This window comes from Bradyrhizobium sp. NBAIM01 (assembly GCF_020194115.1).
Classification (GTDB): Bacteria; Pseudomonadota; Alphaproteobacteria; order Rhizobiales; family Xanthobacteraceae; genus Bradyrhizobium; species Bradyrhizobium yuanmingense.
Genome location: NZ_JADYVU010000025.1, coordinates 48,131 through 61,811, shown reverse-complemented (window position 1 = coordinate 61,811; position 13,681 = coordinate 48,131). Strand labels below are relative to the sequence as shown.

Below are 13,681 nucleotides of genomic sequence, written 5' to 3'. Positions count from 1 at the left end.
GGCGTACAGTTTCGAACCCGCTTGGATGGGCGACTGGCCGAGCATGGTTTGACAGGCGATGCGGATGCCGAGCGGGTGCTCGGCGCCCAGATACGCAACGAGATAGCCAGCGAGATCAAAAGCGCGGTCATGCACCAGGTGCTCGGGAGACTCGGCCTTCAGCTATGAGCGCCCTCCGACGGAAAGCCGGGCGATCCGCCGAGCCGCTCACAAGGTCAAGACCAACATCCATCGTTTCGGCGGACGGGGCGTGTCTGCACAAGCCATTCGGCGAAACAGTCCCCGACAATTGCCAGTCGGGCGGTTCCCGCTTACGATAACGATAAAGATGCGCGATCCAAGTGAAAATTCATATACCGCAATTGTAGCGTTCGCGTCGCGAACGCCCTTGAAGTCATTGGTTACAACTCATAGGCCGGACGGATGGATGTCGAGCAGACCGAAATCTCAAGTGGCCCTGGTGCAACGTAGGCTAACGATATCCGTCCCCCGCGATCGATAGGACCCTCGCAGCATCACACTCGAATCCAGATCGCGAAACATGCTGTAATTTCGCCGGATCCATTGATGCAGCTCGGTGGACCAGTCCTTCTCGTTGCGCAGATATCCAGTGAAGGAAAAGCTAAGCCGGTCTATATATCTTTTGAGGAATAGCGGAAGCGCCGGAATCCGAATTACCCGCTCGCCATCCATCGCTGCAGGTAATCCGCCGCGCAGCACGAATTCATTGTGAACGGTGACCAGCGACGCCGGCGGAATTCGCCGTTGCAGCATTTCATAGCCACGAAAGGAGATCCGGTCTGCGCCCGCGACGAAGAGGATGATAGGGACGACATAGCAGCGCGCCGTCTCCTTCATGAAACCAATCTCCTCGCACATCTTGAAGAATTCGTCGAAGGCGTGGAAGCCGAGATCGATTATCTTGGGTACCCGATCGTGAATGATAAGAGGGTCCATCAATTGCATCTTGCCGTAAGTGTCGATCACATCCGCGGTCTCCGTGATGTTGGGGAGGTAGTCGAGCAATGAGGGCTCTTTCAAGCTGACATCAAACGACCGCGCTGTGCCGCTTTTCAGCAGCAAGAACTCGCTCATGGCCCGAGCGATGAGGGTTTTACCGACCTGCGGGCTAGGAGAGCAGATGATGTAGATGGGGGTCGCTAACATAGCCAGCAGATCAATTTCGTTCAGTACGTGGGCCAGACCTCAGCTCGCCGGTTATCGACTACTTCTCGCCGGCCCGGGTGGCGGACTTGGCCCCGGCCAATTCCGTCAAGTTGATGCGATCAAATTCGCTCCAGACATTTGCCAGCCAGTGCCGGACATAGCCGCGCAGCACGAAGGAGTTGTTCGCGGGTTCATCGTTCCGTCCCTTGTTTGCGACGAAGTCTATGAATGGGACGGACGCGACTTCCACCTGTTCATAGGCCATCTCGTTAAGCTTCGGGATGATCAACTCAGTGGCATGTTTGATGCGGTGAAAATAGGAATTATAGGTCGCTTGATCCCACTGGAAGAATTGGGTGTCGTTGATGAAGTTTTTGACCAGGTAGTACTTGGCGCCACTCATGAAGGTCGCGGTTTCCGCGATCTCGTCTAGCGAAGCGATAGATGATCCCAGGATGTGGAACACGGCAAATGTGATCTGGCCAGACCGTGCCGAGTCGAGAAATCCGATGTCGCGCAAGGAGGCCAACGCAGAGGACAGTAGGCCTGCGCGAGCATCGATGACAGTGACTGACAGCCCTGAGTTCAGGGTATCGAAGATCTTCATCTGATCCGCCGTCGTCGTCATGTCGACGATCTCGGTGATCTCGGGATAAAAGCGCTTCAGCGTTCCCCGCGGCGACTCCGTGTCGAATGCGCGTGTTTGCACGTTGTTGACGCTGAAGTAGTCCAGTAGCGTTCGCGATACGGTCGTCTTGCCGACTCCTCCCTTGTCCGCACCTACCACAATTACTACTGGCTTCACCATGGAAATCTCTCCTGAGACACTCGCTATTGCCGCGCGCAAACTGCGCATCGGCGCGTCTCTGCTTTGGTTGCGAACATGGCAGAAAGAAGGGGCAATGAACTTTCCATGCGAGAGCTCTGTAGCCGATGAACGTTTTCAACATTAAGCGATTGTGTCGTGTGATGATGCAGGCCCCGAGACTGGGAGTAATCACTTGTGCTGGTGATCTACGTGAGGTTTGTGGGGCAGTTGGAATGCGCGGGTCAGAATCAACGGTTTGCCAGTCGTGATGGTTGTATCGCCACAGGTCATCGATGATGCTGTCGCTGCATGAAGCTAGCATTCTTACGTAGCGTCAGATTGCGAGCTAAAAGCTGAAACGCGTTGGTGGCGCGAATAACAACCATGCATCTGGTCACGCGGAGGCGGGATATTGCGTCACGGCGAAAAAGATCAAACGTGGAGCGGGACGCCAGCAGACGGCGCCGCATCCGTGGCGAAGCGATACTGGGGACGCCTCCGCTAAAAGAAGTCGGCGTCGAGCGACCAAAACCGGCGATCTTTGTCTTGGACCAGATTTCGCCGATGACGCTACGTGGCGCGGGTCGAGAAGGACCTTTAGTGGAATGAAGCGGTCGATCTATTCTGACCGTGTCGCCAAAAACGCGACCCTCTTCAGGAAGGTATAAGCCAGTGCTATCATCCGTTCTGTCCTCGACCGCTGGCGCGGTGCGCGTCGTGGAGTCTGAGGCGTTATCGGTACCTGCCGCCTCGGCGGTGACCTGAAATCCGGTTCTTCATGGCATCGCCGCGTTCCATACTGATCCACGTTTATGGAGGGAACATCCGACAGAGCGGGGAGCCGCACGTCGTCGTCGCAAACAGCGGAGCAAAAAATCGGACCAATCGCCGGATTACACACGGCCGCGCGCATGCAACTGGACACAAAACAGAACCGGCGCGTAATAATCTGGCCAAAGGTGAACCGTCGGCCTGTCGTGAACAGGACCTTGCGCACAACGAGTCAGGACAACTTGGCGTCGTTGATAGAACGGGAAACCTACAGAAAAGGCGCGTGAGCAGCAATACGACGCCGGTGCAACTTTCGGCAGTCTCGCTGTCACACATCTGGCTCTACACAATGAGTGGCTTGGCAATATTTCTCATGATCGCGAGCCGGCATTCGGCGAGCAGCTCCTTGGAGTACGCTGCGCCGAAGTAGTCCAGGACGAAAGTGCCAGAATAGCGTAGGTTATCGGTCGCGCGGATTAGGTTGTCCAGAATGGTGCCGACTTGGCCAATGCGATCGCGATAGCGAGCGCGGATGACGTTAACAGCGTTCATCGAATGGACCGCCTCGTCCGCGATTACCTCCCGCAGCCAATGATGGAACGTGTTGTTCCCAAGGGTGTCATAGAACGGCTTTTCTGCTGCATAGGCGCGGCAGGTGCACATCTCATCAAATGCGATCATAACCAATAGAGAGAATTCGTCCTTCAGGTATTCAACGATCGGACCAAAGTCATGCGGTCGAGCGTCCAATCTCTCCCGAAGATCCTTTTCGGATCCCTTAGCGACAAGTTCGATGATTCGGATGAATCCTTCGGTGTGGCGCTCTTCGTCCATCGCCCAAGCGTTGAAGAATGCCGCAACTTCATCGGAAGCGATAAGATTTCGCGACACGACTTCTTGTTGCAAATACCGGGCGTCATATTCCGTGTATAGATCAGGCCACAATTTTTCCCAACGTGCGCGGACAGCCGACGGCGCGGCAGTGAACATCGCTGGCGTGAGAGCATCGAATAATTCTTTTGGACTCCAGTTCCGTCGAATCGGCGTGATCATCCCAGTGCCCTTATAGTCCTCAAATGTGCGAGCCGCCCGGCGCACTATCGTCATCCGTACGCTCGCACGGCAGATGCTACAAACAAGCAAGAGATCTCGTCGCCTCCTTGTTTTGGGAGGCTGATGGCGATAGACTTTTCGGCTGGCTGAAGCGTCGCCTCGAATTAGCAGTAGCGTTTCGTGCTGCACGCGGGCGCAAAACCGGGAATACTTGTGTCAGGACTAGCCGCCGGTCAAGACGACCTCACCCGACCCCGCGAGCGTCGCTCTGGCGGCTGGCCATGCTGACAGGCATGATAGTGTCAGCAGATCAACGACGCCGCCTATTGTTGGCTGGAATTGCCACACGTTCTCAAGCATAATTAGCGGAAGGCGTGGCATCGGGAGGCCTGGGCACCAATCGGGGTGGGGAACCTAGCGCTGGTTCATCTGCGTCCTGTAGATCCCAAATGTTAGGATCGTTGCAGTGGCCGTCTACTTTTCGGCGGTTGCGCTCGATACGGCTTCCGATGAATATCGATGAGTATCTCTGGCCGTCGCCTTCGATCAGCTTCGTTTCCGCTTCATTGTCGGTACTATTCCCTTGTGCGCTCCCGCCGCGCAAGCGCATCGCAAGTCAACCAAACCGAGCGACCGAAGAGACGCGGAAACCCATATGCGGACCCCTACATGACTTCGTAATCGCCGAGAGGCGCGCGATTGAGCAGATCTGTCGTTAAGCAACATTTCGGTTGTTGACCGGCGAGGTGAACAACTGTTCAGCCGCGGGGGAAGTCACACTTGGGTGCCGTCGCTGCTCATGAAGGCAAACGGAGCCGAGAAGAACCGCTCTCCGTCTTTCAAATCACCAATAATGGGATCGCTCAGTTAAGGAGTTGAAAAACACGCCAGATCACGGTCATCTGATTGAGGTTGCAAGCCGAAACGTGCCTTGCTCCGTTAGCTATTTCCCCACTCCGCTATCTGAACAATAAGCTGAGTCAACGGGTGCAGAAGCGCCCGCATGTAGCACTGCAGCGGCGGACTTGACGTGGATGTGCTCTTCCTGGACGACGTTCATTATCCGCCGTCAGTAAGCCTAGCCGTCGGCAAGCTGACAGCTAAGCATCAAGACTTCGCGATTCCGATCCGCTCTCGAGCGCCGCGCTATCTCGAACGAGCTGATGCGTTCCGGCCATCCGCCTGCGGTGCTGGGCTGGCGTCGCCGGCCTCCCTCTTGCCTTCAAGGGCGAGGGACAGTTTGAGATTGTTGCGCAGCATCGGGTTTTCAGGTTCCTCTGCGAGAGCTTGGCGATATAGTTCTTGGGCCTCCTGATGTCGGCCCTCGTGATCGAGAACAACTGCTTTGGCATTCAATGCGCGTAGCTCGCCCGGGGTTGCCAATAAGACGCCGTCGAGCACCTCAAGCGCATTCTTCGGACAGTTGCGTGCCAGAAGGGCTCGCGCAAGAGGAATCGCTGCATCGATGTTGTTCGGCTGTTGCTTCAACGCATCGCGCAGAGTCCTTTCATCAGGATCCCGACCAAGCGCGTGCGAAATGCGCTCGCGCACGGTCGGGTCGATCTCTTTGCTGCCTGCGAGGTCCGCTGTGGACGCCTGCTGCGGTGAAACACTCGATCTATCCCAGCTAGCGCAACCCGCGAGCGGCACAACGGCGAGCAGTGCGAGTAGAGCTGGCCAGGCCCGCGAAAGAATGGAGCACAAGCACCTCCGGGCCCTGATCTCATTTGAACTCATAGGCTGTCTCGTGACGAGCTGCTGTACACTCTTAACTCGCGGCGGGAAGGAGCCCGCCCCGTTCCGGGGCAGGGACCCTGTCTTTCGAAGCTGGAAGCTTAATGGATCCAATCGGTTGAACCGTGAAATCGGCAGCGAGGTCTTGATAGGATAGAACAGGCAGTTCGATCCCGTTGCGGGTGAGAAAGCCACGCACGAAACGTCGGATGTCCATCGATCCAAGAATGACAGGCTGGCTCTTGCTTTGTGCAATGGTCGAATGGATGTGACGGAACTGTGCAAGCAGCTTCTCGCTCTGCCATTCATCCAGAACCAGGTATGGGCCGACAGCAGTTTCGCGCACCGCGCCCCGCACAATTTCCTCGCTCTCGCGCTCGATGATAAAGGCGGCGACAACACGATGCGCATTGGCATAACGGAAGCAGATCTGTCGCTTCAGAGTAGCACGAACATATTCAGTGAGCAGGACGGCGTTTTGCTCGCGTTCACTCCATTCTGCCAGCGCCTCCAGGAGCAAGCGGGTGTTGCGGATGGGAATGCCTTCATCGAGCAGACGGCGCAGCACCTCGGCGATCCGAGGGATAGTGGCCGTACGCAGCACCTCTTTCACCAGGTCGGGGTATTCCTGCTCCATCCGGGCGAGCAATTGGCGGGTTTCCTGGATGCCGACCAAGCGCTGTGCATAGCGTGTCAAGGTGGAATGGAGACGCAAGGCCAGAATCTCGCTCGGCCGGTGATAACCTATTCCGGCTGCTTTGAGAGCGGCTGCATGCCGTTCTTCAATCCAGACCCGATTCGTCTCCGGATCTTGCCGAAAAGGGATGCCGCTCAGTTCGATGTTCGCCACATCGTCGTTGAGCGCCAGTTGCGTCGGGTCGATCACATCACGTTCAACTGGCACACTGTCCACATCAACCCTGAATTGCGACGCGGACAAGTTCTGGCCGATCTGGGCTGGGATGCGCGGAACGGTGATGCCAAGATCCGCCGATACCAATGTTGAAACACGCGCAATGCACTGTTCCAGCTCGTCTTTGTCGATCGAATGCGTCAGGTCCGGTGCAAGAAATAAAGCGATCGGAAGTGCTTCCGCATGCACGGCTTGCTTCTGAGCCGGCGCAGGAGCCGGCGCCGACGCAGCGCCGTCAGCGCCTCTCTTAACGGAGGTCTGGTCGGCTTTCGCGCCGATCTTGACATAGCTTGCCGCCGCAAAAAGAACAGCCAGGATGACGAACGGCGGCAAAGGGAAGCCTGGAACGAGCCCCATCAATACCAAAACGCAGGCGGCTAACCGAAGTGCCTGCGTGCTCGCTGTAAGTTGGTGAACTATATCGGCGCCCAGCTTGAGCTTGGAAGGACCGTTCACACGCGTGACGATGGTTGCGGCCGTAATTGACAGGAGCAACGCCGGAATCTGTGAAATGAGTGCATCACCGATCGTGAGGAGAGTGTATTGATGCAGCGCTTCATCGAGTGACATACCCTTAGAAAGCAAGCCGATGCTGATTCCACCGAGCATATTGATGCAAATGACGATCAGACCGGCAATCGCGTCGCCCTTCACGAACTTCATGGCGCCATCCATGGCGCCATGAAGTTGGCTCTCTTGTTCCAGCGCCGCGCGCCGGCGGCGTGCTTCGTGTTGATCGATATGGCTGTTGCGCAATTCCGCGTCGATTGCCATCTGCTTGCCCGGCAGCGCGTCGAGTGTGAAGCGAGCCGACACCTCTGCGACCCGCTCGGCCCCTTTGGCGAGAACCATGAACTGAACCATGGTCACGATCAGGAATATGACAATTCCGACAGCGATATTCCCCGATATGACAAAATCGCCGAAGGTGTGAATGATGCTGCCGGCGTCGCCCTCGGCGAGAATCAGTCGCGTTGTTGCAATAGTCAGTGCCAGACGAAATACCGTCGAGATCAGGATGACGCCCGGCAAGGACGAAAAATCGAGCGGCGTGCTGAGATAAAGGGCAACCATCAGCAGCAATATTGCAAAGCCGAGATTGAAGCCGATCAGCATGTCTATCACAATGATTGGGATCGGCATGATCATCATGCCGATCGCCAGAAGCAGCATCAAGGCGACCATGAAATCAGGGTGGGCCGGCGCGCGCACGACCAAGTTACGCAAGACGTTGGCCATGAAGATTCCTATTGCTGATTGATGAAGGCTGTGCTCGCGCGCAATGACACATAGCGCTGGAAAACATCACGAGCCTCGTTCATGCGGCCGGCATGTCGCAATGCGTGACTTCGCAAGAGCGTCATAGGCACGCGTGAAGACGGATGCACATCGAGCGCGTCCAGCCGATCCAGCACATCAAGCGCTTCATCGCCAAGGCCCTCCGCGATAAGAGTGTAGGCTAGGATGCGGAGCAGATCGACGTCGTGGGAATGCTCGCGCGCTGCGATTCTCAGCAGAGCCAGACTCTGTGCACTTTGCCCGCACGCGAGGTGGACATAGGAGAGGGCGCAGAGCAGGTCGCGCTCGGGCCCGGAGATCGACAAGATATCGCCCGATTTGGAAGCTTCCGGTGTCAGCGTGGCGGGGACATGCTGCAATCCATTACGGTCGACCATCGCTTAGCCCTTGATTATGCTGTTTTGATTCTGCCGGAGCAGAAGCAGCCGACGCAGCTCCTGCTGCAGGATTGCCAGACACTCTCGGGCTGTCTTGTCGTCTGGCGTCGCCTCCAACGTCTGGGTTAAGCGCTCCAGAAGAACACCATGCTTATCCGCGCGCAGCACGTCCGGATGACGTAGACGTGGAATGACGAAGGAGAGCAGGCCGTGTGAGAGATTGGATCCATAAAGCGAAGCCAGTACTGCGCGTGGGTCGATCTCATTTGCCCCGGCACCCATCTCGAAGAGGGCGACGCCCGAGACGGCGTTGATGGAATTGATCTCGAGAGCGGCTTCGCTCGCGCCTTCGATTGGCAGATTCTGCGCGGGCGCGTCTCGCCACGACGCCCGTTTCGTGCCCCCGTCTGCATGAGCAACTCCGACTTCGATATCGACTTGCGAGGAGGGCGAGCCGATAACCGGTGCGTTCTGGCCCACGTCTAATCCCTGCGATGAGGTGCCGGGCCCTACCGCGTGCTGGGGCAGCCTAGCCATCGACTTCTCCTTCTTTCTTGCAGGGTAGAGGCTCTAATACGACAAAGCAGAAAATCGACCGTTGCGGCTGAGTAGCACTCGCCCATCCTCAATTCGATCGACGGTCCACCCATTGCTTAATAGCGCACCCACGAAATACTTTTGCCCGCCGATAAGCAGATAAGGTTCGCTTCCACGCCAAACGGCTTGGACAGCAATTGAAGATGGCGTCTTCTCCTCTTTGACTGTGACTTCATTCACAAGGGTAGGGCTGCCGCTGGTTTGATGATCGAACCATTGCTGAATCTCTTGCCATTTTGCGACAAGGTTAGGTGTGACGGTGCCTTCCGCGGTCACAACGCCGGGGCCCGAACCGACTTTGACATCAAATAGGCCCCCTCGTTCGACCTCTTGCCGTAGCAATTCGGCGAGTTCACCAGCAGCACTCGCTTCATAATGATTGATGGCTGGTTTGGCGGCAACCTCGGCTGCCGGCAACGAGTCAGTACTCAGCGCCACCGCGCTGTCGGTAGGGGCGAAGATAGTTGAGACGGTGCCGATCGCTACAGAGCTGAGTAAGAGGAGACTGAGTGCCACGATAGAACCACGTGAGCGATTGCTGAGATCAGCTTGCGGGAGATCCTGCGTCGACCAGTGGATTGACATCGCGCCGACATGAACGATCGCAGGAAGAGACACACTGACGCGCTCGCCTGCTGTGATAGTCTCGTGGCCGTCTACGCTGATACCACCAGCAAGTGCCTCCACTTCGATCGAATCGCGCTGTGGAATGATGCGAAGGTGATGTGGTTCGAGCCCTTGCTCAACGAAGATCATATCGGCATCGAGGCCGCTGCCGATAAGACTGTCGCCGACCGGCGCCTTGCCCCTCAGCCCGGTATAGAGGCCCGACAGCACCTCAAAGTCCAGGGAAATCGATTGGTTCACGGACAGTCTCCTGAATAACGAGAGAAGCCGTACGGCAGTGCCGTACGGCTCATTCAGAATTCGTCATTCACAGCGCGGCCATGATAAGCGACGCGGTGAGCCACTCGCCCTGCAGATTTACTGGACGCGCTCGTCGGCGACCTTCTTCTCGGACGAGAGCTCGGTCGTGATTCTGCGCATCGCGACGGCCTGGGCCTGAACCTTCTGGCTAACACGCTCGAACTCAGCCATCTGATTCTGGAAGCCAGCATCCCCGGTCTGCTGGGCGCCTGCCGCGCCACCGTTACCGCCAACGTTATCAACTGCCATGTCGATTCACCTTTCTTCGTCGTAGTTTGCTACTTTGTGCCCTGTTACGTCGCGCGCGCGGGCGAAACGATGGCAGGAATGGAAAGAAACATGGGCTCGCCCCCGAGCGTGCTGAGGCTAAGGTTCAGCTCTGGGTTCTTGCCGAGAGTGTCTGGCTTGGTCTGCACGCTGCTTTTTTCGTCGGCGTCTTTGGTCTCGGCGGCCTTATCAGGGCCACTCTTCTCAGCCTCCACGTTATGGACGACTTTATCAAAGACCTTGTCGACGGTCCCGCCCACTGCGGAACCAATCGCCGCTCCGGCGGGGCCGCCGAGCCATCCGCCGGCGGCGCTTCCGATCATTTCTCCGATCATCGGTTTCTCCTATGCTCGTCTTGTTACGTCTCAATAGACGACTCCTCGCCTAGAGTTCAGCGTGCTCATGCTAGGGGCGCTACCTTTCCAGAAGCTGACGAGCTACACGGTCGAGGCGACTGTTGCCGTAGGCCAGCGCCTGCTTGACTTATGAGTTGCCAAGCTAGCGCATATAGTCGGCGCGTTGGAAAAGATGGCATGCGGGCTTCTGCGCCTCATGTAGAATTCTTCGTTCGGAACCAGCGGCGGCGTTTCGGTTGCGTGCAGCGACGCGACCGGCTGATTAGAGTGGAGTGGTAGAGGCTGCTTGAGCCATTCAGTCCCAGCTTTGGCAGTTCGCGGATGTCGAAGGAGAGCAAGTTTGGCGAACCCCTGATGTAGTGAAAGCTGACCGTGTAGTCGCTCGTCGGGCCTACAGATCGCATCTGGAGCGTATGGTTCGCTGCGCGATACGATCAATGTCATCGCAGCAAGTGCGACGTCGGTTGTCGTCAGCTTTTCGACAGGTATTGCGGATAGCGTTTCTGACGTTGAATGCGCGTGCGATATGCTCGTGCCATAACCGCGGAGTTGGATGAGGAGTCTCGTCAGGGCTGCAGGTGCTGGCAACGAGAGGCATCTATGCGCTTGGGTGGGCTAATGGTGCATTCTCATGCAGGTCTGAATGGCGCTTCGGTGGACTAGCGCGTAACGCTTGCAGTTTTACAGCTTTCTTCTATCCAGCAGGAGTGAACTAAATGGCGTATCTTCCCGTGGCCGGTCTTCCCGTGGTCGGCGCGCTCGATTCGACGGTGAACGGAGTGGTGCCGGAAGGCGCGGTTGTCGCTCCTGCTTTCAACGCCTTGTTGGGGCAGTATGCCCCGGTGAGCTATCAGTACCTACCGGCAGCCTCGCCAGCCCTGGTCGGTTCGGTCGTTACAAGCGCCGTTCCCGTCGTCGTGGCTCCAGCAGTTGTTACTACGCAGGCGTACATGATGGCGCCGCCTCCTCCCGCCATGCTGGTGGGCCAGCCGAATCAGGGCTCTGAGCCTCCTGTGGATCCGGTGTGGACGCATGAGGTGAAGGATGGCAAGGCCACGATCAAGCTCGGCGACAAGTATACGATTACGGTCGACGAGAAGGATGGCACCTGGACAGTTCGCAACAACCAGACCGGCCATGTCACGAAGGTCCATGGCGACCCCCACGTCGATGCCGACGGTGACGGCAAGGACGATTTCGATTTCAAGAAAGATATGACGTTCCAGCTCGACGATGGCACGAAAATTACTGTCAACAACGTCGACTACGGAAATGGTGAGGCCATCTCCTCAAAGCTTACCATTACGAATGGCCACAACGCGATGGTTGTCGAGGGCCTCGGCGACGATAACGATGGCAAAAACAACCTGAGGGTGACGCAGTCCAACGCTGGCATGACCCTTGATGAGTTGACAGCCGATGGTGTTCAGACCATTCACGAGAGCGGCCAAGGGTGGGCCGATGGCGCCGGACGCGCGGTAAATCAGGCGAGTATCGATGCGGGTGAACAGGGACGCGGCCCAGGCAACTATCAGTATGCGCGTCCGCCGTCAGGCTCTGCAAGCCCCGTCTTCTTCGTTCCGCCTCCGCCGCCGCCTCTTGCGATGGTGCCGGTTGCGGTCGCTCAGGCTCCCGCGCAGTCGCCTCAGCCGGCGCCAGTTTGGTCGCATGAGGTGAAGGACGGCAAGGCGACGATTAACCTTGGTGATAAGTACACCATCACGGCTGATGAGAAGGACGGCACCTGGACCGTTCGCAACAATCAGACCGGCCATGTCACGAAGATCCACGGCGATCCTCACGTCGATGCGAATGGCGACGGCAAGGACGACTTCGACTTTAAGAAAGGCATGACCTTCGAGCTCGACGATGGCACAAAGATTACGGTGGACACGGTCGATTTTGGCAAAGGCAAAACCATTTCCTCAAAGCTGACCATCACCAACGGCGACAATGCGATTGTCGTCGAGGGGCTCGGGGATGACAAGGATGGAAAGAACAATCTGAAGGTGACGCAATCCAATGCCGGCCGAACCCTTGATCAGCTGACGTCTGATGGAGCTCAGACGATCCATGAGCAAAATCAGGGATGGGTTGACAACTCCGGACGCAGGGTGACGCAGTCGGTCATCGACCACAACGAGAACCCGGACGCGCCGCCGGATTTCAAGACTCTGATGCGGGAAATGATGTTGCAGCGGATTGCGTGAGGCCGCATCCATCTTTTGGACAAAACGTGGAAGCGGGCGCTAGCGCCCGCTTTTCATGTTCGGCGAGCGACGATGAGCATAGCAGGAGCTGCGGCTTATGGATCCAGAATCGCCGCTCTCGTCTGACGATCGCGTCAGTCAGAGCTTTGCCCCAACCGCACCAACAAGCGGGCCGCCCTCAGGACTAAGTACTAGCGACATCTCTCAATGCTGCGAAAAGGCCCATTCTAGCGGACAGGCTCGCGGTCAGCCGCGGATCGGGCCAGGGACGGCCTGGCGAGCGCAATCGATTCCTCGAATAAGGGGAATGATGCACGGCTCAACGTACTATCGTTGATTAGCCGTTGGATAGCGCTGCGCGAGCGCGCTCCTATCGTCATCGTTGGGGCGGGATAGCGAGGAGCTTGCGTTGGCGTTCGGCCTTGCTGTGCAGGCCTGCCGCAGCGCAGCAGCGTTGGCCGAGTGATCCGGGCGCACACCGATTTGTAGACCCGCTGACCCAGCCATTTGGCGCATCGCTGAAGGCACGTCTGGCTCGCTGCAGGTACTAAGTCCCGCCTGCTTCGTTCAATCGGGCTCGTTTTTGAACGCCGCGCCCGATGCATCCCCATCCCGCCTCACCCGTCATCCAGCTCGTTCAAGGCATCATCCATATCCGACTGGGAGTCGCTTATAACTTGCGTGGCGACGGAAACGAGAGCCTTCTCGAAAGCTCGCTGCAACAACGCTGCAGGCGAACGGTCGCCGTTGGTCGCTCCCGTGTCGGGGTCTGCGCCAGGCTCTGGCCTTGTTGCTGCGATATCGGCTGCGCCTGCGTCCATGTCGTAATACCCAGATAGCGGCGTCGCCGCGAGATGACCTGCTTTCTGATAGCAGGGGCAGCTTGCGAGAAGCTGACGAAGATCGCGTCTCGTGCGCGATGATTTCTACGTCACTCATGGCGACTTGCTTCGTGGACTTTCGATGTGCAAAGGGCTGTGCTCGCGACACGGAAAGTGGATCGACTGGCATCTGCCAGCGAACAGACCGGTTGTGTGCGCAAGCCTTTGGTGAGAAAATAAGAAGTTCCGGCTCGGCGAGATTATGTTGCATCATAAAAGTCACCACGATCGCCGCGGTGCAGCAAGCGATCGATGGACAAATCTCCGAAGCCAACTGTCATGGCAGATGCAGGAGATGTGACGCAAAACAGACCTTGAGCT

The 13,681-nt window shown here is 57.3% G+C and carries 11 protein-coding genes and 1 pseudogene; 2 read left to right on the top strand and 10 right to left on the bottom strand.

Going from position 1 to position 13,681, the window contains the following annotated elements:
- Positions 1 to 168 (top strand): annotated as a pseudogene (locus I6F31_RS35570) (E3 ubiquitin--protein ligase); the annotation flags it as partial.
- Positions 169 to 447: 279 nt separating this feature from the next.
- Here the strand turns inward: I6F31_RS35570 and I6F31_RS35565 are convergent.
- The 10 genes from I6F31_RS35565 to I6F31_RS35520 all read right to left on the bottom strand — a co-directional run bounded on the left by I6F31_RS35565 (position 448) and on the right by I6F31_RS35520 (position 10,248).
- Positions 448 to 1,167 carry a hypothetical protein gene (locus I6F31_RS35565; RefSeq protein WP_225187009.1) on the bottom strand — a complete coding sequence of 240 codons (720 nt, stop codon included), beginning with the start codon at positions 1,165 to 1,167 and terminating at the stop codon, positions 448 to 450.
- 58 nt (positions 1,168 to 1,225) lie between these two features.
- Entirely contained in the window at positions 1,226 to 1,975 is a 750-nt protein-coding gene (locus I6F31_RS35560; RefSeq protein WP_225187008.1) for a hypothetical protein, read from the bottom strand.
- A gap of 1,113 nt (positions 1,976 to 3,088) precedes the next feature.
- Positions 3,089 to 3,799 carry a hypothetical protein gene (locus I6F31_RS35555; protein WP_225187007.1) on the bottom strand — a complete coding sequence of 237 codons (711 nt, stop codon included), beginning with the start codon at positions 3,797 to 3,799 and terminating at the stop codon, positions 3,089 to 3,091.
- Positions 3,800 to 4,945: 1,146 nt separating this feature from the next.
- A complete protein-coding gene (locus I6F31_RS35550) occupies positions 4,946 to 5,350 on the bottom strand; it encodes a tetratricopeptide repeat protein (RefSeq protein WP_225187006.1) in 405 nt (134 codons plus the stop codon).
- Between the two features lie 217 nt (positions 5,351 to 5,567).
- Positions 5,568 to 7,685 carry a type III secretion system export apparatus subunit SctV gene (sctV, locus tag I6F31_RS35545; RefSeq protein WP_225187005.1) on the bottom strand — a complete coding sequence of 706 codons (2,118 nt, stop codon included), beginning with the start codon at positions 7,683 to 7,685 and terminating at the stop codon, positions 5,568 to 5,570.
- Positions 7,686 to 7,693: 8 nt separating this feature from the next.
- Positions 7,694 to 8,122 carry a hypothetical protein gene (locus tag I6F31_RS35540; RefSeq protein ID WP_225187004.1) on the bottom strand — a complete coding sequence of 143 codons (429 nt, stop codon included), beginning with the start codon at positions 8,120 to 8,122 and terminating at the stop codon, positions 7,694 to 7,696.
- 3 nt (positions 8,123 to 8,125) lie between these two features.
- Entirely contained in the window at positions 8,126 to 8,659 is a 534-nt protein-coding gene (locus I6F31_RS35535; protein WP_225187003.1) for a hypothetical protein, read from the bottom strand.
- Positions 8,660 to 8,692: 33 nt separating this feature from the next.
- A complete protein-coding gene (locus I6F31_RS35530; protein WP_225187002.1) occupies positions 8,693 to 9,586 on the bottom strand; it encodes an FHA domain-containing protein in 894 nt (297 codons plus the stop codon).
- Positions 9,587 to 9,703: 117 nt separating this feature from the next.
- Positions 9,704 to 9,895 (bottom strand): hypothetical protein, encoded by a 192-nt coding sequence (locus tag I6F31_RS35525; protein ID WP_027571392.1) that lies wholly within the window; start codon positions 9,893 to 9,895, stop codon positions 9,704 to 9,706.
- 44 nt (positions 9,896 to 9,939) lie between these two features.
- Positions 9,940 to 10,248, bottom strand: coding sequence for a hypothetical protein (locus I6F31_RS35520; RefSeq protein ID WP_225187001.1), 309 nt, complete (start codon positions 10,246 to 10,248; stop codon positions 9,940 to 9,942).
- 737 nt (positions 10,249 to 10,985) lie between these two features.
- On the opposite strand from I6F31_RS35520, the gene I6F31_RS35515 reads away from it, so the two are divergent.
- A complete protein-coding gene (locus I6F31_RS35515) occupies positions 10,986 to 12,479 on the top strand; it encodes a DUF1521 domain-containing protein (protein ID WP_225187000.1) in 1,494 nt (497 codons plus the stop codon).
- Positions 12,480 to 13,681: the final 1,202 nt, after the last annotated feature.